General features: G+C 43.9%; 15 protein-coding genes. 4 read left to right on the top strand and 11 right to left on the bottom strand.

From position 1 onward, the window contains the following. Positions 1 to 117: 117 nt before the first annotated feature. Entirely contained in the window at positions 118 to 2,442 is a 2,325-nt protein-coding gene (locus tag QUA34_RS03745; RefSeq protein ID WP_333384131.1) for a hypothetical protein, read from the bottom strand. 373 nt (positions 2,443 to 2,815) lie between these two features. After that, complete coding sequence (locus QUA34_RS03740) at positions 2,816 to 6,349, bottom strand: hypothetical protein (protein ID WP_333384128.1); 3,534 nt, start codon at positions 6,347 to 6,349, stop codon at positions 2,816 to 2,818. A gap of 173 nt (positions 6,350 to 6,522) precedes the next feature. Between QUA34_RS03740 and QUA34_RS03735 the strand changes: the two genes are divergently transcribed. Next, positions 6,523 to 6,762, top strand: a complete 240-nt coding sequence (locus tag QUA34_RS03735; protein ID WP_333384125.1) for a hypothetical protein — start codon at positions 6,523 to 6,525, stop codon at positions 6,760 to 6,762. Between the two features lie 235 nt (positions 6,763 to 6,997). Here the strand turns inward: QUA34_RS03735 and QUA34_RS03730 are convergent, their stop codons facing one another. Then, on the bottom strand, positions 6,998 to 7,621 hold the full coding sequence (locus QUA34_RS03730; protein WP_333148362.1) for a siphovirus Gp157 family protein: 624 nt from the start codon (positions 7,619 to 7,621) through the stop codon (positions 6,998 to 7,000). A gap of 2 nt (positions 7,622 to 7,623) precedes the next feature. Next, positions 7,624 to 7,797: a hypothetical protein gene (locus tag QUA34_RS03725; protein WP_015179625.1), complete on the bottom strand. Its 174-nt coding sequence runs from the start codon at positions 7,795 to 7,797 to the stop codon at positions 7,624 to 7,626. Positions 7,798 to 7,862: 65 nt separating this feature from the next. On the opposite strand from QUA34_RS03725, the gene QUA34_RS03720 reads away from it, so the two are divergent. The 3 genes from QUA34_RS03720 to QUA34_RS03710 all read left to right on the top strand — a co-directional run bounded on the left by QUA34_RS03720 (position 7,863) and on the right by QUA34_RS03710 (position 9,876). Continuing rightward, entirely contained in the window at positions 7,863 to 8,990 is a 1,128-nt protein-coding gene (locus tag QUA34_RS03720; protein WP_333148364.1) for a hypothetical protein, read from the top strand. 73 nt (positions 8,991 to 9,063) lie between these two features. Further along, positions 9,064 to 9,474 carry a hypothetical protein gene (locus QUA34_RS03715; RefSeq protein WP_333147739.1) on the top strand — a complete coding sequence of 137 codons (411 nt, stop codon included), beginning with the start codon at positions 9,064 to 9,066 and terminating at the stop codon, positions 9,472 to 9,474. A 54-nt stretch (positions 9,475 to 9,528) separates the two neighbouring features. After that, positions 9,529 to 9,876, top strand: coding sequence for a transposase (locus QUA34_RS03710; protein ID WP_333147741.1), 348 nt, complete (start codon positions 9,529 to 9,531; stop codon positions 9,874 to 9,876). Between the two features lie 505 nt (positions 9,877 to 10,381). Here the strand turns inward: QUA34_RS03710 and recG are convergent. The 7 genes from recG to QUA34_RS03680 all read right to left on the bottom strand — a co-directional run bounded on the left by recG (position 10,382) and on the right by QUA34_RS03680 (position 17,910). Further along, complete coding sequence (gene recG, locus QUA34_RS03705; protein WP_333147743.1) at positions 10,382 to 12,475, bottom strand: ATP-dependent DNA helicase RecG; 2,094 nt, start codon at positions 12,473 to 12,475, stop codon at positions 10,382 to 10,384. 691 nt (positions 12,476 to 13,166) lie between these two features. Then, complete coding sequence (locus tag QUA34_RS03700; RefSeq protein WP_333147746.1) at positions 13,167 to 13,352, bottom strand: hypothetical protein; 186 nt, start codon at positions 13,350 to 13,352, stop codon at positions 13,167 to 13,169. Between the two features lie 6 nt (positions 13,353 to 13,358). Then, entirely contained in the window at positions 13,359 to 14,441 is a 1,083-nt protein-coding gene (locus QUA34_RS03695; RefSeq protein WP_333147748.1) for an alpha/beta hydrolase, read from the bottom strand. 213 nt (positions 14,442 to 14,654) lie between these two features. Next, positions 14,655 to 14,939: a GIY-YIG nuclease family protein gene (locus tag QUA34_RS30120; protein WP_333147750.1), complete on the bottom strand. Its 285-nt coding sequence runs from the start codon at positions 14,937 to 14,939 to the stop codon at positions 14,655 to 14,657. A gap of 70 nt (positions 14,940 to 15,009) precedes the next feature. Next, on the bottom strand, positions 15,010 to 15,348 hold the full coding sequence (locus tag QUA34_RS03690; protein ID WP_333147752.1) for a hypothetical protein: 339 nt from the start codon (positions 15,346 to 15,348) through the stop codon (positions 15,010 to 15,012). Positions 15,349 to 15,733: 385 nt separating this feature from the next. After that, positions 15,734 to 17,458: a relaxase/mobilization nuclease domain-containing protein gene (locus tag QUA34_RS03685; RefSeq protein WP_333147754.1), complete on the bottom strand. Its 1,725-nt coding sequence runs from the start codon at positions 17,456 to 17,458 to the stop codon at positions 15,734 to 15,736. Between the two features lie 50 nt (positions 17,459 to 17,508). Beyond that, positions 17,509 to 17,910: a plasmid mobilization protein gene (locus QUA34_RS03680; protein ID WP_333147757.1), complete on the bottom strand. Its 402-nt coding sequence runs from the start codon at positions 17,908 to 17,910 to the stop codon at positions 17,509 to 17,511. Between the last annotated feature and the right edge of the window lie 372 nt (positions 17,911 to 18,282).

Genomic DNA, 18,282 nt, shown 5'->3' with positions numbered 1-18,282 from the left:
TAGTGCTTTAATGCTAATTTAAGTTGCATCTAATCCCTGCAAAATCGCCAAAAAAGGTGATTTTATACAGTGAGAGTGACCCCCTCCAAATGGAGGGTGCAAGTGAAAAAAGTTATTTCAAATTTCCATTTCGGTCTCAGTTTTTCTCGCTTCCTGCTTGTTGGAGTTCTGGTTTTGAGCAAGTTGCTGTTGGGATAGGAGATTTTCTACTACTTCTGGTGGAATGTCGCACAAAAGTACCTCAACATTACCTTTTTGGAGGCTAGCCTCAAAAACTATCTCACTGTGAGAGTTAAAGCCTTTGACAGTACCCTTCGACTTTGATTTATCGCTGAATTCGATTTCAAAGTCGAGGCGCGAGCCTTGGGAATCGGTAAAGCTCACTTCATCTTGATTGCTTCTCTTTACCATTTCAGCTAAACGTTCTTGGTTGAGAGCTTGTTGAAAAATCTTTAAGCGGTCGAGTTCTTCTTTTTCTTCAGGTTTCAGGAAGTCGTTTGTAACTTCCCATTCTCCAGTTTTATCCTGTACTGCTGAAAACAGTTCCTCGCCTTCCTTAGTTTTTAAGCTGACAGCGGTAGAGGAGTCAAAATTTGTTACATAAAGTTTGGCTTGTCCAAAATCAACCCCGTCTTCTAATGCAAGGCCTTCCGCATTTGCTTCTTCTTCAGCTAGGCTGTAAATTTTTGCCAGTGTTGCTGCAAGTTGGGAGTCCTGAGTAAGATTTTGGGCTGTCACAGTGATTTTTTTAGCAGTAGCGTTAGCGCTGCTAGCTGGGATTGTTGATTCTAATGAAATTTTTTCACCTATTTCTGTTCCGTTTTGTACGAATTGGTCGCTGAGGGATGGAGTCGAGCTGTCGGGCGGTTCTAATTTTGCATCGCCAGCTTGAACGCCTGTCTCGCTTTTTTGAAGAGAAAGTTTGTTCTCTAAAGCTTCTATTCGCTCTTCTAGGGTATCGAGTCGCTTTTCAAGTCGGTTGAGTGCTTCATTTATTTGTACGAGTTGTTCTTCAAAACTCGCCTCTGTGTCAATCTTAATAGCAGCCGTTTTTTCAGAAGTGTTGTCTCTCACACTGCCGGAAATTTTATCAACTTTTCCGTGAACTTTGCTAACAGCTTTAGCTAAGAGCATACCGGGTGTTGACACAAATTCGGCATCCGGTTCAGGTAAGATGTTTTGTTCCGGTTCTGGCTCCGGTTCAGCTATCGGTAAAGCTTCGGATTCGACCATTGCATCTGCAACTGAATCCGCTTCAACCAAGTTGGTAACTCGCTGGGAGAGCGAGTCAGCCCGCTGGCTTTGAGCTTGGAGCCTTTTGACAATACCGGCAACTTGGCGCTCTTTTCCAGCCCCAAGAGCAGCTTCTATAATTTGAGAAGCTGCTTTTTTCCCCATCAGAGTAGCGAGAACCGCAACTTGAGTGCTCAGGCCGCTGACAGTTGTACCTTCTACCTCACTTCCAGAAATGGCTGTTCTACCACTAACTTGTACAGCAGCATCGAGGATACTATCGATGTTCTGGTCGTTTGATTTTTTGCCTTGAGGTCGCTGTTGGCTCGTTCGGGTTTTTGAAGGTGTGCGTGCTAAGGATTCAGCAACTTCTACCGCTTCATCTGTCTGAAGTTTTCTTTTGGCTTGGGATTTAGCTGATAATTCTTCGTCTTCCAAATCTTCTCGCTCAGAGTTTTTAAGGTGGCTTTTAGTTTGAGGCTTAGCTTTAGGTTGAGGTTCTTTGACTTCAAACTCATCTAGTTCACTTAGTTCATCTCTCGGAGAGCGGGTTAAGGGTTTAGATTTAAGCAGTAGTTCCTCCGACTCCAATTCCTCTAGGTCATCTTTTCGATGTCTATTTTTGTTTTTAGAAGTGTCTGAGGGTTCGTCATCCTCCCAAGTTTTTATTTCATCTTTTTTAGATTTAGTATTGGTTTTAGATTTCGCTCGGGGCAAGGGTTCCTCATCCTCTAACTCATCTAGCAAATCGTCTTTTTTAAACTTAGTTGCAGTTTGAGATTTAGGCGGGGAGGGTTCTTCATCCTCCAATTCATCTAGTAAATTGTCTTTCTTAGACCTTGTTTTAGTTCGAGGCGAATCGAGTAATGCTTCAATTCCTGTTTTAGTAAATCGGTTGTCGTCCGGCTCTCCCAAGTGCTCCATCATGTACTTTCCTGTGGTAGAGCCGTACTCGGGTCGATCGCTCAAACTGAGGACGAGTCCGTTGTGCTTGACCTCCACGCTAATGCCAGGTTTGCCGTCTGCTTCCGTTAGTTCTTCAATTGCATCGGCAAAATCTTCTACGCTGGTGAGTCCGTTTTCCAGGCAGTAATCTAAAGCTTTCTCGCAGCGATTTCTTAGGTAGTTGAGGATTTTCTTGCCCTCGGCTGTGTTAGGGGTGATGTAATTTCCCTGGCTTCGGCTTCGGGATGCTGTTTTTGTGGGCATAATCTTTGTGGCGGGGTGAGTGGATATTTCCCATGAAATTCGAGCAGTATGGCTAGTGACTTCACTCTAAAGTGCGGTTTTGGGGAGTTAAAGTGACCCCCTCCAATCGGAGGGGGAATCGTCGCCCACTAATAATTAAGCTGCTACGCATCTAAAGTATCTGTTGGTTGGGGAGGGGGAGAAAGAGAGGGGGAGAGGGGGAGAAAGAGAGAGGGGGAGAGACTTTGACGCTTTTCCCACAAAGATTGAAGTATACAATTTAAAGGCGCGACAGCTTATCCCCTGTTTGAAACTCACTAAAAAACTAACTGTTCGGTCAACGAGCTTTCCTGGTGTTCACACCTACCCGCTCTTAGATGTGCGGTAGTTGATATTAAAGTTGTGTATCTGCATCTCTTTTTTTTGAAGATGTAGAAGCTAATTCAACATCAACCTCTCTGAGGTATTTGATAAACTGAGAGCTGTTGTTTTCAGAAAGCTTCTTAATTATTTGACCTGTTTTCAAGTCAGCAGCTAAGACCGGATTATCAGCTTCATCTCTGACTAAACACCTAACATTGTTGCGAGATTGGGTAATAAAAGCTGTCCAGTTTCCCACAGGGATTGTAGTTTCTCCAGTTTGCTTATATGCTTCAGAAATCGCATCTTTCAGCAATTGTGAGAGGTGGGCGGGGCTGGCAGCAATGTCTTGGGGTTGAGACGGTGGTTTGTTTTGGGTAGGGGTTGGCGATACAAGCGATCGCTCTTGACAAGGAGTTGGCGATACGGATTGCGATCGCCCTTGACAAGGAGTTGGTACGACTTCTGAAAGTTCCTCAACTGATTCAATTAGTTGCACAGAGCTAGGGTTGATGTTTAAGATCAGAGCGCTGCCTTTAGGCGAGGGTTCAATAGTGGCCTCAAAGGTAGTGCCGATCGGCAATTTAGGTGAATTAGCAGAGAACATGGCTAATTCTTGTCCGTCAAGGAGGACAATAGGGCTGCCGTCGCGCCTCGAACCGCTACCGCTAACAGAACCCACCTCAAAAGTCAATGTTTTCTGCCTCCATTTGGGACGGCTAAAGTCAACATCTTTCAAGTCATTGTACTTCTGTCCAATCAGTTCAGCTCTGTCAAACTGAAAGCTTTGCAATTGCTGGCAAATTTCATCTGTAAACAAATTGAGAACCAATGCTGCTTTAGGTGTTTGGTTTTGGGACTCAAGCCAAGTATAATCAGCAGGAGCTACAATGCGTGAACTGACATCTTTGGTGCGACCAAGACCATCGCGGTAAGTTAAGTCTAAACTGTCGATGTCGTTGACATTTCCGCAAAACTTCTTCTCAAGAATTCCCACCAGTTTGTCGCTGGGTTCAATTAAGGCAAAATTGACCATTGGCAGGCTCGGATGCAAAGTTGCTTCATATTTAATACCTTTGCTGTCTAACAATTCTTTCCAATGTCCAGCTAAGTCTTTGCCAACTGGCTGTCGCTTCTTATCCCTGACAGTTTTATTGCTGCCGTCCCGTTCAAATTCCTCGAAAGGGACACTCAGAACGTAAGTGTCTTTTGGCATTGCTTCGTGGAGTCGCTCGTACTCAGGTTCAAGGTTGAATTCAATCAGCAGTTGGCGAGAAAGTTCCTTACAAGCTTTGCGAGGGACTTCTAAGTTGGGATTTGCGGTTTCGACGTGCCACATAGCACTAGCAGCTAAAAACCGTTCTTCAGGGTCAGTCCAAGCTTCAGTTACATCGGCTCTTAAGCTCTCGTATAACTTGCTGACTGCTTCTTTAATTGCCTTAGAATCGCCGCCGCACTCCGAGTGAATTTCGCCCATCCTTTCTCGATAGCGTTCCTTAATATCTTGTGCCCACCTGACATAATATTTCTCCCATTTTTCTCGCTCATCTAAGTCAGAAGGAGACTCAAACAAGTAGCGAAATTCGTCGCGGTGGCGGCTTTTTAGACGAGTCGGTTCCCACTCTGGATTAACAGCCTCCTTAGCGATGCAATTGATAGCGGTGCCGTCTCCTATAGGTAATGGCACCGTTTTGTAAAGCCTGGGGTCGTCTTTGTAGTCAAATAGGTAGCTTGGGTGCTGTTCTGACCACTGCTTAGCCTTGGACAACAAGGTGGGGTGGTGGTCTTCTGTACGAGTAGCACTTTTGGGACTGTCCACTTCAATTTGCAGGGCATCAAACAGCTTTCCAAGAAGCTGCCGCTTCTGTTGATTGAATAAACTTTCTGGCTGTCCCGGTTCTGCTGCTGACGATTGCACTCTCCCGATTAAGGTAGCCACCCAGCCGATTTTATTTTGGGCGATCGCTACGGCAATTTGCCGCAATTTGGTATACTTGCGATCGCCATCACTATCGGTAGCTTTAGTGTAGTCAACTTTCTCTCGCTTCTCAACTGCATCGTACTCATTCTCTTGATTAGCGTGCCTGGTTTCAGAGGCGATATTCGGCATTCGGGAAGCAGGCGTAATCACTAATTGATCGCCATCAAAATCGCATTGGTGATGCTGCATGGCTTGGTCGGAGCGAATGAAAACGCACCCTTTGTATTGCGTTAATGCGCGATGGCTTTTGTTGTCTACTGTGTAGCGGCGGATGTTATCTTTACTGACAATTGGGTATCGGGTAACGATGACTTCTGTGCCGTGTCGCAAGTGGGGGGCAACAATTGTACCGGGTTGGAGGTTTTCACAAGGTTGAGCCATTGCTGAACCATGATGAATTGCTCCCTTAATTGCTAAGTCTTTCCACTTTTTAGCCAGTTGTTCTTGCATGAAATCGACGACTTTGGGAAAGTCGAGGAGTTGACCGAGTTTGTCGTTCCTCAAAATTGAAATTAGCCGGGATTCGTTGCGCTGGGCTTTTTCATCTGTTTCGTCTTCTAATCCGCTGCTGTCTTCGTGAAGGCTAGATTGAAAAGCAGTTTTTTTATCGTGTTGCTCCACTAAGTATTTGGCAAGTTGCAGCCGGTTATTTTGCAAGTCCGCTAGCTTTTGGGCTTCAATTTTGGTCGGTGTGGCTATGTCAGCCCCAATAGCTGCTTCGGAATACCAAATCGAAAATTGCCAGGAATTTTCGTATTCAGTTACTTGGGCGTTGCCTCGATTTCCCAGTATAGCTTTGGGAAATTCGTAGTCGCCACAGGGGATAAGTTCAGCTAATTGCTCTTTAGCAACTCCTTTGATAGAGGAGCGATCCATAATGATATCATAATCCAAGTCGGAGGTTAAATTAGCATCAGGCAACAGCGTTCCTTTGGCAAGAAAGCTAATTTCTGGAGTGTGGCAGTCTTCTTGTCCCCATTCCTGCATCCAGGCAAATCTGAATTGAAAAGGTCGGTTGTAATTCCCTCCTAATTGTTGGGCTAGTGCCGGTGAAATTTTACCGTGACAGTCTCCGGTTTGCCACTTATGAGCTTTCGCTTTTTCACTCTCGTCATCGCTTTGAGAATCAACAATTTTGACTCGCAAGGTTTCGCCGTCAAGGGAGCTATCTAACAATTTGGCTCCTTGGTTGCAACTGCTAACTAGCAGTGAGCCGTAGCGACAGGCGTGGTCGGGTTGGGTTTTGAATACGCTCAACAGTTGGGTTGAGAGTTCAATGTCTGCAAAGTACACATTTTTGCCGGAGCTGAAAGCTACTCTTCTGGTAATACCATCTCCGAAATCGATGTTTTTCAAAGGGTCGAAGCTGCTATCATTTTGGTCTGGTTTAACGATGGTTAGGGATGCTAATTCTTCAGGTTCAAAAAGCAGTTCAAGCAGGGAGTTACGCAGCACTTCTGATTCAGCTTGGTACCGCCCCTTTGCTCTACCGTCAGCCAAGGACATATCAAAGACTGGGATTTTTAGTCCTTCCCCAGCTACCCATTCTGTGGAGCGATATTCTGGGGTAAGTTTTCTTCTGCTCATTGATTAGCTCCTGAATCCTAGTTTTTACATTTTTAGGACTTACGCACAGTAATAGTCCCGATTTTGACAAGGTTGTTACTTCACAAATTCCTGCTACTGAGTGATATTCTCCCCCTCCAATTGGAGGGTTTAGAAGAAAGAAGTAGCGTGTTACAATCAGAATGACAATCCCAATGTGGAGAAAAAAAGTGAAAGTAGTTCGCACAACTACGGCTATGGAAAGCCAACGGGATTATTTCTCTGATAGCGATAGCGATGCACTTGCTCGCGTTGCTTTTGGAGAAGGTGAAAACAGTCAGCAGTTTGGCGGTTTGAGTTTTGATGCTGACGGGGTTATTAAAGGTAGAGCATCAACGTTGTTCAACGTCACCGAAGAACAAGTGGAGAACCCTCAATACTGGATTGATTTATAAGAGATACCGACCGAAATTAAGTCTTCGCTCTTACAAAACAAACGTGTCACATTGTAATACCATTTCTAAAAAGTCTTGCTACAATTTGCATCGTTGGGTTTATTTCACGAAATCAACCTACTGTTGCTACTGTTGCATGACTTTTCATAAATGGTATAATTCGGAGGGGTCTAATTCGGATATGTCTAATAATTCAGGTGTCAAATCAAGGCCTTCCTGACACCTGAAGAGATGGCTAACGCCGTTTTTTGGACGGCGTTTTATCCGAAGAACGACTCTCAAGCGTCTGGTTGGCTTGAAGAGAGTGCAAATTGTTACCGGGAAGCAAGCTGTAAACCACTTTGCGCTTGCGAAAAACCCTAGTGCCATCTACAGGCATTCCTTGTTTCCAAGCGTCTGAAATCGCCTTTTTGTCGGCAGAAATTACGATTTTTGTTTCGACTCGGCGATAGGGTTCTGGCAGTTGAGATGGGTCAATCAAAACTTCACAGGTAGGCGGATTTTCCTTGACAGTAATGCGGCGGTGTTTGCCAATAACTTCGGAAGTTAACACGCCGCACTCGTTGAAGTAGAGAACGGTTTTGTCTAAGCGCTCTCTCCACCCCTGGAGTTTGTTGAGAGCTCTTGAATGCAGTTCTATCAAATACTGCATTCGCGCTGTAATTCCTGCAATTTCGGCATCAATTTGGTCGGCTAAGTCGGCATGGGCATCAACAGCGAGTTCCTGGGTTTCTTGGGTTTGCCAAAGGGATTGCAGCAGTTGGTCGATTTCTTCTGAGCTTTCTGCAGATTCTAGTTGATGCCAAACTTGAGCCGCAGTTATTGAACTTTGAGCAAGCGTCGCTGTGGCTAAATTCATGCTTAGTATCCTCCGTTGATGCAGGTGTGATAATAATCGCGGCGTTCTTCGAGTTGAGTAAGCGCAGCCATTGTTTCCGGGTCGGATTTAAGAGAGATTTGTTTGTCCTTTTGAATTTTGCTAACTGGTTGAGAATGAGTTAAATTTTGTGAGTTTGACTGGGTGATTTTTTGCATACAATTCAAAAAACTTTCTTAAAAATAGCGCGACCGCGCTCTTAAAAAAAGGAGTATTTAAAGTTATGAATTATCCTATAGTTTTTTACCCAAAAGTGGTAATGCAATTCTGCCATCAATATCCTTTGCCAGAGGCAACTTCTAGTTGTGCCACCTCATCCCAACTTCAAGAAACTCAACAATTCGAGCAACCTGTTGTTTTGCTGACTCCGCCTCAACCACCTGTGGTGTTACCTGTCAAGTTGCTGTGGTTAATTTGGGTGTTTTGGCTCTATGGTGCGATCGCACTTCCGCTATTAGCTATTTCTTGGGGTTGGCTGTGGTGGGAAATGCTGTTGGTAGTAGCTGCTTATTCATGTTTAATTGCGGCTGCTTATAGTTATGTGTTTGGTTGTCGCCAAAAGCTGGTATCCAGGTATAAGCAGCAAGTTCTTGAGTACAAACAACAAGAGATGTTATCCCAACAAGAGATATTATCCCAACAAAAAAGATTATCCCAACAAGAGATATTATACCAACAAGAGATATTATCCAACCAACAGCAGGAATTTTCTAGTTTTAAGCTAGGAAAAGAAGGGTTGCAGACAGTTTTTAAAAGTGTAAAAATTGACTTACATCACAGAAATCGAGCGCTCAAGGATTTGATGTCACTTCGGGTTAGTCCTAATGGCACATCTCAAGCTCGGCAAGGAGTGAGTGAACAACGCTTTTTGCAATACTTACAGCAATATTTCGAGGAAGTTGTCCAAGCAGCAGAGTTTAAAATTCCGTTATCTCAGAGGAGCTATTCAGCAGATTTTACTGTAATTCACACTCCATCTGGACTCGGAATTGATGTCGAGATTGATGAACCTTATGCTGGCAAATCTAAGAAGCCCACTCACTGTTGCGATGCTGACAGGGATATGCGCCGCAATCAATTATTCTTAGAGTGGAATTGGATTGTGGTTAGGTTTACTGAAAAGCAGGTGGTTCAGGCTCCTTTGAGCTGCTGTAAATTCCTGGCGATTGCGATCGCCTTTGTAACGGGCGATCGCTCTTATTTAAAGCAACTGGAAACTCAACCCGATTTGCTGAGCGTCAAACCTTGGACAACAAGAGAGGCAAGGGCTATGGCTAAAAGCAACTATCGCCTTACTTATTTACCTGGATTTGGTGTCGGTTCTGCTTGCGATCGGCTTTCAAAGTTTTGATTAAGCACACGCAATATCCGAGTTATTGACTGCGATAAATGTTTATAATTAATACAAAGGAGATAAAATAGATATGCTGTCATTTGAAGAGGGGTTCATTGAAAGTCAACAACTCAACCAAAGACTTTTGCAAACGATTCGCTTAGTTGGAGAGTACAAGGGAAAGCAGGAGTTATTTAAGCAACAAGCGCCACAAGTTTTAGGCACTTTGCGCCAAGCTGCGGTTATTCAGAGTACCGAATCTTCTAACCGCATTGAAGGAATTACTGTGCCGCTAGAACGGATTAAGAAATTAGTAACTGAAAAAACAACGCCGCGCGATAGTTCAGAACAAGAAATTGCGGGTTATCGGGACGTGCTAACTACAATTCACACCAATTATACCCACATTCCTTTTAGTACAGGGTTTATTTTATCAGAAAAATTGGGTTTAAAGCCCCGTCCTTCTAGGACGGCTTTAGTTTCTATAAAGTGTAAAGAATGATTAAACATACGCATTTTGTAAACATAGTGTTTCGTAATACGGTAAGATATTTGAATGATAACATTAGAGTTTAAGTTGAAAGCCAAAGGGAAGCAATACCGAGTCATTGACGAGATGATTAGGACGGCTCAATTTGTCCGAAATAAAACTCTTAGGTATTGGACAGAGAATCAAGGGGTTAAGTTAGTTGACCTGTACAAACAATGCGCCATTATGGCAAAAGAGTTTGAATGGGCAGGTAAGCTTAATTCGATGGCACGTCAGGCTTCTGCCGAACGTGCCATTTTTGCTATCCAACGTTTTTGGGCTAATTGCTTTCGCCAAGAAACCAGGAAAAAAGGGATACCCGCAGTTCAATTAGAGGGTTGCAGGAAAGGTGTCCGACAGTGGGCATTGATTTAATTCGCCGTTTATTGCGCCGGGAGAGAGATGCTGGGCGTTTGCAATGTCGGGGGCGAGGGGTAGATGCTCGCTGGCAAAAGCAGTAGCTACAGAACTTATGCACAAGCAACTGCGTGTTGAGTAGAATCATAAAACTCAACACTCAGTTGCAACTATTTATGCAATTAGTAAGTTGTACTGCATTTAAATTGTAGAGCTCAATGACCTTCAAAAATTGTCAAATCCTCTCTCCCTCGAACACCATAGACCAATATGCTTGGGTTAAGAACAATCTGACTTTTAAAAGATGCATATATTGCCATAAAATCGTAACAGAGATAGAATTCGTTAGAGAGCGTTAACCCAAGCGTATTGCACCATAGACAATAGAGTTGCATTGCATTTATTCGCTCTTCAATCAGGAAATTATCTGCGTTTATTTGCGTTGAGCTGTCTTGAATCTGCGGTTAACCTATTAATCAAAGATTTAGGCAATTCAAGTCTAATCTAGATGCACAACAGGTTATTAGTTAAGTGCTGCTTCTGCATCGAGTTTGTTAACCTGCTGTCGCCCGAACAATTCTTGTGAAAGTTCGGGCCACCTTTCCAGAGTGGGGTCTTTTGCGACTACCAACTGTGCTGCTTTCCTAGCTTGCTCTAGTATGGCCTGGTCGTTGATTAAATCAGCCTTGGCAAATTCTGGCAGTCCCGCCTGCTGGGTTCCTAATACCTGACCTGGCCCTCGCAATCTCAAATCCATTTCTGCTAGAAAGAAGCCGTCTTGCGAAGTTTCCATTATCTTGAGCCGCTCTCTAGAATTATTTGATTTGGAATCGCTTACCAACAAGCAGTAAGATTGTGCCGTGCTCCGTCCTACCCTGCCTCTGAGTTGGTGCAATTGTGACAAGCCAAATCGTTCCGCGTGTTCGATTAACATGACTGTGGCATTGGGGACATCAACTCCGACTTCAACAACCGTCGTAGAGACGAGAATTTGAGTTTTATGGGCAATAAAGTTGGCGATTTCTGTTTCTTTCTCGGCGGAATTCATGCGACCGTGTAGCAGCCCGATATTGACATTGCGGAAAATATTTTCCCTCAAGTACCGATGCTCCTCAATGGCGGCTTTGAGGTCAAGCCGTTCAGATTCTTCGACAAGTGGCAGAATGATGTAGGCTTGATAGCCCAGTTGGATTTGTTGTCGAATTATTTCGTGAGCTTTGTGGCGAGTTCTACTCGTAAATAGCTGAGTTTGAATTGGCTCTCTCCCCGGTGGCAGTTCGTCCAGCAGGCTGATGTCTAAATCGCCGTGCAGTGTCAGGGCTAAAGTTCTAGGGATGGGTGTGGCGGTCATTGTCAGAATGTGAGGGCTAATGCCTTTTTGCTGCAACTTGAGCCGCTGTTGAACTCCAAATCGATGCTGTTCGTCGATCGCCACAAAACCCAGTTTCTTAAAGCTTACAGTATTTTGAATCAGTGCGTGAGTACCGATTAGCAAGGGAAGAAGCCCCAAGTTTAATCCTTTGGCAATTTCTTGACGAATCTTAGCTGTTGTGGAGCCTGTTAACAGCGTTACAGACAATCCCAGCGGCTCAAACCATTCACTGAGTTTGCGGTAGTGTTGGGAGGCTAACACTTCAGTCGGTGCCATTAGTGCTGTTTGATAACCGGATTGAATTGCTGCAAGGATGGCGACTGCTGCTACTACTGTTTTGCCGGCACCGACATCTCCTTGTACTAAGCGATTCATCGGAGTTGGTTTGCTCATGTCTGACAGAATTTCGGCAATGACTCTTTGCTGTGCTTTGGTTAGGGTAAAAGGTAAATTCTTGTAAAGTTTTCTGAGCTGTTTTCCTGTTGAGTTTAGGGAGTATCCTGGCTGTTGTTGCAAGGTATATCGGTGCTGCAATAGCCTTAATTGCAAGTAGAAAAATTCATCGAACACTAAGCGGTGGCGGGCAGATTCGAGGGTATTGCTGTCTGGGGGACAGTGAATATGTGCGATAGCTTTTTGGAGAGCTATTAACCCAAAACGTTTGCGAAGTCGTTGTGGCAGCGGGTCTTCAATAAAACCAACACAGTCAAGTGCTGTACGAATACAATGCCGGACTAGCTCGTTAGTTATGCCTTTAGTTAAGCGGTAAACTGGTACAATAGAGGTCGTGCTGGCTTTAGCATCTTCAAAGCTAACAACTTTAACTGTTGGGTTGCTGATGGTTTTACCATAGCTATCTTGTTTGACTTTTCCTGTCACTAATACAATAGCACCTTGTTTGTAAAGTTCGGCTTGGTGGGAACGCCATAGTTGCGATTGGTAATAGCTGTGGTTGTAAAATTGAGTGCAAACTATTCTGCCGGTTTGGTCGCAGACAATCCATTTTTGTAATGTAAGTTCTGGTTTAGTACGGCAGTCGAAGATACTGTGGTTGATAATTTTGCCTGCAATTGTTACGCAATCTCCTGTTTTTGTCTCAGCAATCCGAGTGCGTTTGAAGGCGAGATGTTCTCTAGGAAAATAGTAGAGTAGGTCTGCAATGGTGCGAAGACCTAGTTTTGCTAATTTTTGAGCTTCTGGAACAGCAATCCCAGACAAATGTTGTAAGGTGAGAGTTAAATCCATATTTTTGAAGGGATTTGAATTGGCTGAGAGTTAGCCGCGAACGCGGCTCATTTCCCGAGGGCTAATCCATCTATCAACAAGGAGGAAAATTTTGGTTGGCGTGGCTGAATTTGGGTATTAAATTTGTAGGGGCAATCACCCCGTAGTTGCCCACCGCTGACGTGACGGGTAAGCACTCTTATAATTAGGGCTTGCTAAAAAAGTGTACAGAGTGGATAAACGAGACTACAACACTTCGGACAGTTTTCTATCGCTAACGGTATAATGAGGGTTTCAGGCTTTCGTCAAGCTCGGATACAAACGGTAGAATGGCACTTTCAGGCTCTCATTCAAAAACTGTCCGAAGTATTGAGACTAGACAGCTTGAAAAATAGTAGGTTCGTTGCCTAATTCCCAAATTTACCCAGAGACTTCCCTGTGAAAGTCCAAGGGTTTTGAACCTCGCTTATCTTATAACTTGTACTTGTTCGAGCCCAAAAAGATTGAAACCCTTATCTGGTCTGCCTTCTGTTTTTATTCAGTCAGCCCTAATTACGTATAGGCAAAATAATACTTTGATTCAGCAGCGCCACAAAACCTTTCTGGCGTAGTTTTTGGAATTTATAAGATTTTAAACAGAAGAGATTTATGGCAATAATTAAGACAGTTTGAGGCGCCTTTATTTAAGCATAAATGAGTAAAATTTCAATTTTTATTTAATTGGCTGGTAATCGGAATATTTCAAAGCCAAAGCCAAAAAAGGTTCTGTATAATACAAAGCAAGTTGATTGCTAGGGCCATTAAAAACTGCATCAAAGGCGTGTTCAGCCCAAGGAATTTCGAGCAAAATAGTACGCGCGGCGAAGCTATCCCGTAGGGAATCGCCCGTGGCTCGCAATCGTTCCTAGAGCGATCGCCCAAACTTAGCCTGAACGATATGATCGCGACCTGCATAAACCAGTAGGCAAGGGGGAAGATTGGGTTTAATATAATTAATGGGGGAAGCCCGGTGGTAAAGCTCATTGAGTTCGTTTGGGGTTCCTCCCAGAAAGGCACGCAAGACGGCTCGAACGTCGATCGCATCAGGAAAAGATGGGTCATTGTATCCCCCAATAAGGTCGTTTGGCCCGTAATAGTTCACCACTGCTCTAACTGGAAGCACACTAGAATCATAAGCAGTTAGCATTGCTAAATGGGCACCTGCAGACCTTCCCATCAAAGCAATTCGATCGAGATCGATGGACCAATCACCAGCATGAGTTTTGATATAGGAAAGAGCGGCTTGTACATCCTCAAGCTGAGCAGGAAATCGATACTTGGGAGCGTGGCGGTAAGCAATTGCAACCACACAATAGCCTTGGGCGGCCATGTAGCGGCTGAATTCCTCATTGGAATCGGGATTGCCTCTCTGCCAAGCTCCCCCGTAGAGTGTGATAATCGCCGGATATTTGCCAATTTCCACCGGCCGATAAAGGTTTAGTTGCAGTGAAACTCCGTCAGGGTTGGCAAATCCAATAGCCCGATCGATCCTAACCTCTCTAATCGGAATTCCCCGGAACGCATCTGCTAGGATAAACGGTTGAGGGTGTAGCTGCGCGCGTAGAGCTTGAGGAACGGTTGCTAAATAGTTTGTTCCTAGAACTGCTTGCATTTCGGTAGCTATTGCTGCATTGGCTTCTGGGAATTGCATCAGGGGAAGCAGGCTCAGAATTAGGGCGAACAGGTTACAAATCGGTAAAATAATGTAGACTTTGCGTTGATGTCGTCTGGGCCGGTTCAGCAGAAGGGCGATCGCATTGATACCGACTAACCAAGGACTAATTTCTGGTGCTCCCACCGCCAAAGGGTACAGAAACAGCGTGGGTGCTGGTACGATGACCCATAAACTGAGAAATAGCGCGATCGCACTCAAGAACCAAGGGATAAATTGCGAGATTAAGAACGCTGCCAATAATGGTAACTTTTTGCGGCTATTCTTGGGGAGCATCGGATTTTCTGCTCCTAATTTTTAATCAGCTTAAACTAATATGGCGGTTACTACTAAGTGTGAGGTATGGTAGCAGTAATCTGTAAACCAGCTAGCCAGGATTTGAGAGAGAATTAAGTAGGTCAAAGATACAGAACGATAGTTCACGCCTACACGCATTTGTAGGACAAAACAGTTCCGGTCAAGCATCAGTGTTGCAAACATTGCATTATCTTAGTTTACCAAATTTGTGCAAATAGGGCAGAAGCGTTTGTGGTTCTTTTGCCTCTTGATTGTTCTCTCAAAACTTTTGTCTGCAACCCAGCATTCTGCCAGAACAAATTTTATTCCGCGTTCTCGGGCTGCGCCGCAAAACTTAGCCCCTCTGCCTTTTTTATGCTGATAAAGCCTTTCGTCCAAATCTTTAGTCCAGCCGACATAGTGTTGAGACGGACGAGTCGGACATATCGGCTGCTCAAAGTGCAGGAGATATACATATCCTGCTATTGTGTTTGCCATTTTTGAATGTGGTTTTAATGTTGGCTATTGGCTGCCGGAGAAACAAACTTGTCTCTCCGGCATAATTGAATTACCAGTCGATTTTTAGCTCGCAGTTTTTGTGGCTGCCGTTGCTGCTACCATTGCTGCTGTCGTTGTTGCTGTCGTTGTTGCTATCGTTGTTGCTTTCGAGAGGGAATTGGAAGTTTAATGCCAGCAGTTCTTGTTCAATAATTGACTTTCGATCTTGGACTTTTTTGTCTCTCACAAGTCGCAGAGCGTGGATTATTTTGTCGAGCGTTTGATAGCTTGTTTGTTGAAAATTCAGTACAAGTGTTGTTTCCTTGCCCATGATGTACAGTTCGTTTTCTGTTTGGTGGACGCAGGTTAAATTATTGAAGTAATAGGTGTAGGTTTGCGATAGTTCCATTTTTTTTTCCGATGCTTTATTTTTGGGCGCGACAGCGCTCATAAATTTGTTTTTTCGTAAATGTTAGTGAGTACGATAAAATGTATAAATAATTTATTTTTACCCATGTTGACTCACAAATTATTTGAGCAAGCACGGCCTCAATTTACTTAATAGTTACGCCAAAATAGTTGATAAATACGTTAAAAAAGCTGTCAAAATTAGTGGTAGCAATATCAGTAATTGGTATTCCTGCCTGGTAAGAATAATTGGGGGGATAAAACGGTTTACCCACCGTTATCAAAACCCTGAGATGCCAGAACTACCCAGTAATTTATGTCGCAACCAGGAAATTTGTTAGCTAGCGCTTTTATTTAATAAAAATCAAATTTTTAAGTGGCAATAACTAATCCAGTTCGAGGTTTTGGGTGTGCGGTTTATGCTGTTGGTGATTTTGTTTATGAGTTGGCTGTTCTTGTTCAATTAATTGTATCCAGATATCATTCCAACTTGACGGTGGATTGACAAGTTCTGCATCCGGTAGCAACGAGATCGCATTTCGAGCGAGCTGAGAATTTTCGGCAATCGCTATAATAACGCTATCGAGTTCTTGTAAGAATTGTATAGGTAGTTGTGAAGCTCGTTCAATTCCTAGGTAAATTGTGGGTGGTGCTGTTGTAGAGTTATCCTGTTCAATAAGCAAAAGTGAAAGGGCTTCGATTGGGTTACAGGCAATTACAGCTCGCTCAATTTCTCCGGTAGTGGCTACCCAGAAAGCAGCTTCAGATGACAGGGGATGGGTTGTAGTAAAGTTGCCTCTTTCATCGAGGACAAAAGCGAGCCTGGGTTCCCCCTCAAGCGTCCGTCCTGTAAAGACAGCCTTTTCTGAGCCGGCATACAGCCAAGAATGAGAGTGCAATAAATCGAGCAATTCTAAAGGTAAACTGTACTCGACTGCTAGATGCGATCGCACTTTTTGCCACTGAGTTTCATTCCTTTCAGGCAGGATTGACAGTTGTAACTCTAGCTCATTTGCTGTTGCAGGAATTGCAGGTGTAGTTGTTTCTAGCTCAGATTGTGACGACTCTAACTCATTTGCTGTTGCAGGAATTGCAGGCGCGGTTGCTACTAACTCGGATTGTGACGACTCTAACTCATTTGCTGTTGCAGGAGTTCCAGGTGCGCCTGCTACTAACTCGAATTGTGACAACTCTAATTTATTTTCTCTTGCAGGAGTTGCAGGTGCGGTTGCTACTAACTCGGATTGTGACGACTCTAGCTCAGTTTCCTCTGCCTCACTGAGGGCGATAGCTAAGTGTTGTGGCTGCATTAAAGCCTCAATTAGGGCGTTATCTCGCCCTTTGTCATAGCTAACGCCTCGATGCTTCTGCAATCCAGAAAAAGTGTAGGCTTTACCCAACTGAGTGCCACTTAAAGCGACCCCATCTAAATTGTAAGAAATGCCTTTACTCAAGCCGATTCCAGTTCGAGTCAATCCGACTTGCACCTCTACGCCTTGTTGCTGCAACCGCTCAACGAATTCTGGCATACTTGGGTTGTCTTGGGTAACTTCATCAATTAGGTCTTGTAATTGCACCCTGACGCTCTGGTTTCCCTTGCTTTTTAATTGCCTGTGTTCTCCTGTAGTCTGAGCTCGTTTGTCTGTTTCCCAACTGGGTGTAACAGTTTCCAGGCTGTAGTTCCGTTCGAGTTGGCGAATAGTTTCTTGGCTTTTGTAATAATCCCAGCTATCGTCAACGACACCTCCATCTAGACAAATGCGACTGGCGACGATGTGAATGTGGTCGTGTTGTGTATCGCTGTGCTTGACAACTGCGTATTGGTTGTTGTCAAATTCCATCGCTTTCATGTAGTTGGCTGCAATCGCCAGCCAGCGTTGGTCATTTTCTTCAGAATCTTCTAGTTTTTCGGTGCTATCGACAGATAAAGTGGCGTGAAAAACTGCTACTTTCAGGTTAGGTCTTAGTTGTCGGGCGATCGCAAATTCAGCAGCCAGTTCTTCAGGAGTTTGTCCGCACATAGTACCGCCAATTAGAGCGGCGTCTTTTTTGCCCAGCACGTAGTTCAGACAGCCCCGAAAGCCTGTACCTTTAATTTGTTTGCCAATCATAACCGTTTCGCAGTAGGTTTATTACATCAATTTCTCAGGCTTGTTAAAAATTAGCGGACTGTAGAATTGGTAAGGTTTGCAACTATTGCTTTAATTGTAGCTTGGTTCTCTCGAATGAGTTGCTGTACGCTTTCTAAGAGTCCTTTATTGACAACAACTGGTTCTCCCAATGCCACAGCACTATTGCAAGCTTTAGTAATTTGATTGAGGTTGTTTCCTGCAATCCTCAATTGGGTATCAATCTTGCACAAAACTTGATAGGCTTTCAAGTCAAATGCAGCTAGAGGGCGTGGCATGGTTCTCCTCAAAGCTGCACGGCGCATGAAGTCGCTCATGCTTAAATTTACTTGCTCTGCTCTTGCTTTGATTTGATTGTAGTCAGAGTCAGTTAGGCGAATGTGAATATGGTTGGATAGCAGCTCTCTAGGTTTGACGGACGGTAAAGTCTTCATAGTTTTTAATCAGTAAAAACCTCTTACCAAGATACAAGTTAACAACTGTAATCGACAAGCGCTATTCAGGTGATTTTATCCCCCCCAATTGGAGAGGGCTGTTTAGACAGTTTATTAAGGTAGAGACTGAGTATAATTTTCTTTATTTGTATAGAATAGTGGATTTAGGTGCGATCGCACTTGAATAAGTGATGAGCTTGTTGAATTGCTTTTGAAGCATTTTCTCCCTCTAATTTCTTAGAGCTATAGAATATTCAGCTTAAATCGTAGTACAAATAGTTACAGTTGTCATTAAAGCTAAAGAAAGTATTAAACCCGACCTTACGGTTAGGCTTCCGTAAAAGGAGGGTGCATTATTTCTCTTCCTGCACG

The sequence above is a fragment of the Microcoleus sp. POL10_C6 genome, from assembly GCF_036701585.1.
Taxonomy (GTDB): Bacteria; Cyanobacteriota; Cyanobacteriia; order Cyanobacteriales; family Microcoleaceae; genus Microcoleus.
Note: the sequence above shows the minus strand (reverse complement) of the source record. Positions and strands in the feature narration are given on the sequence as shown.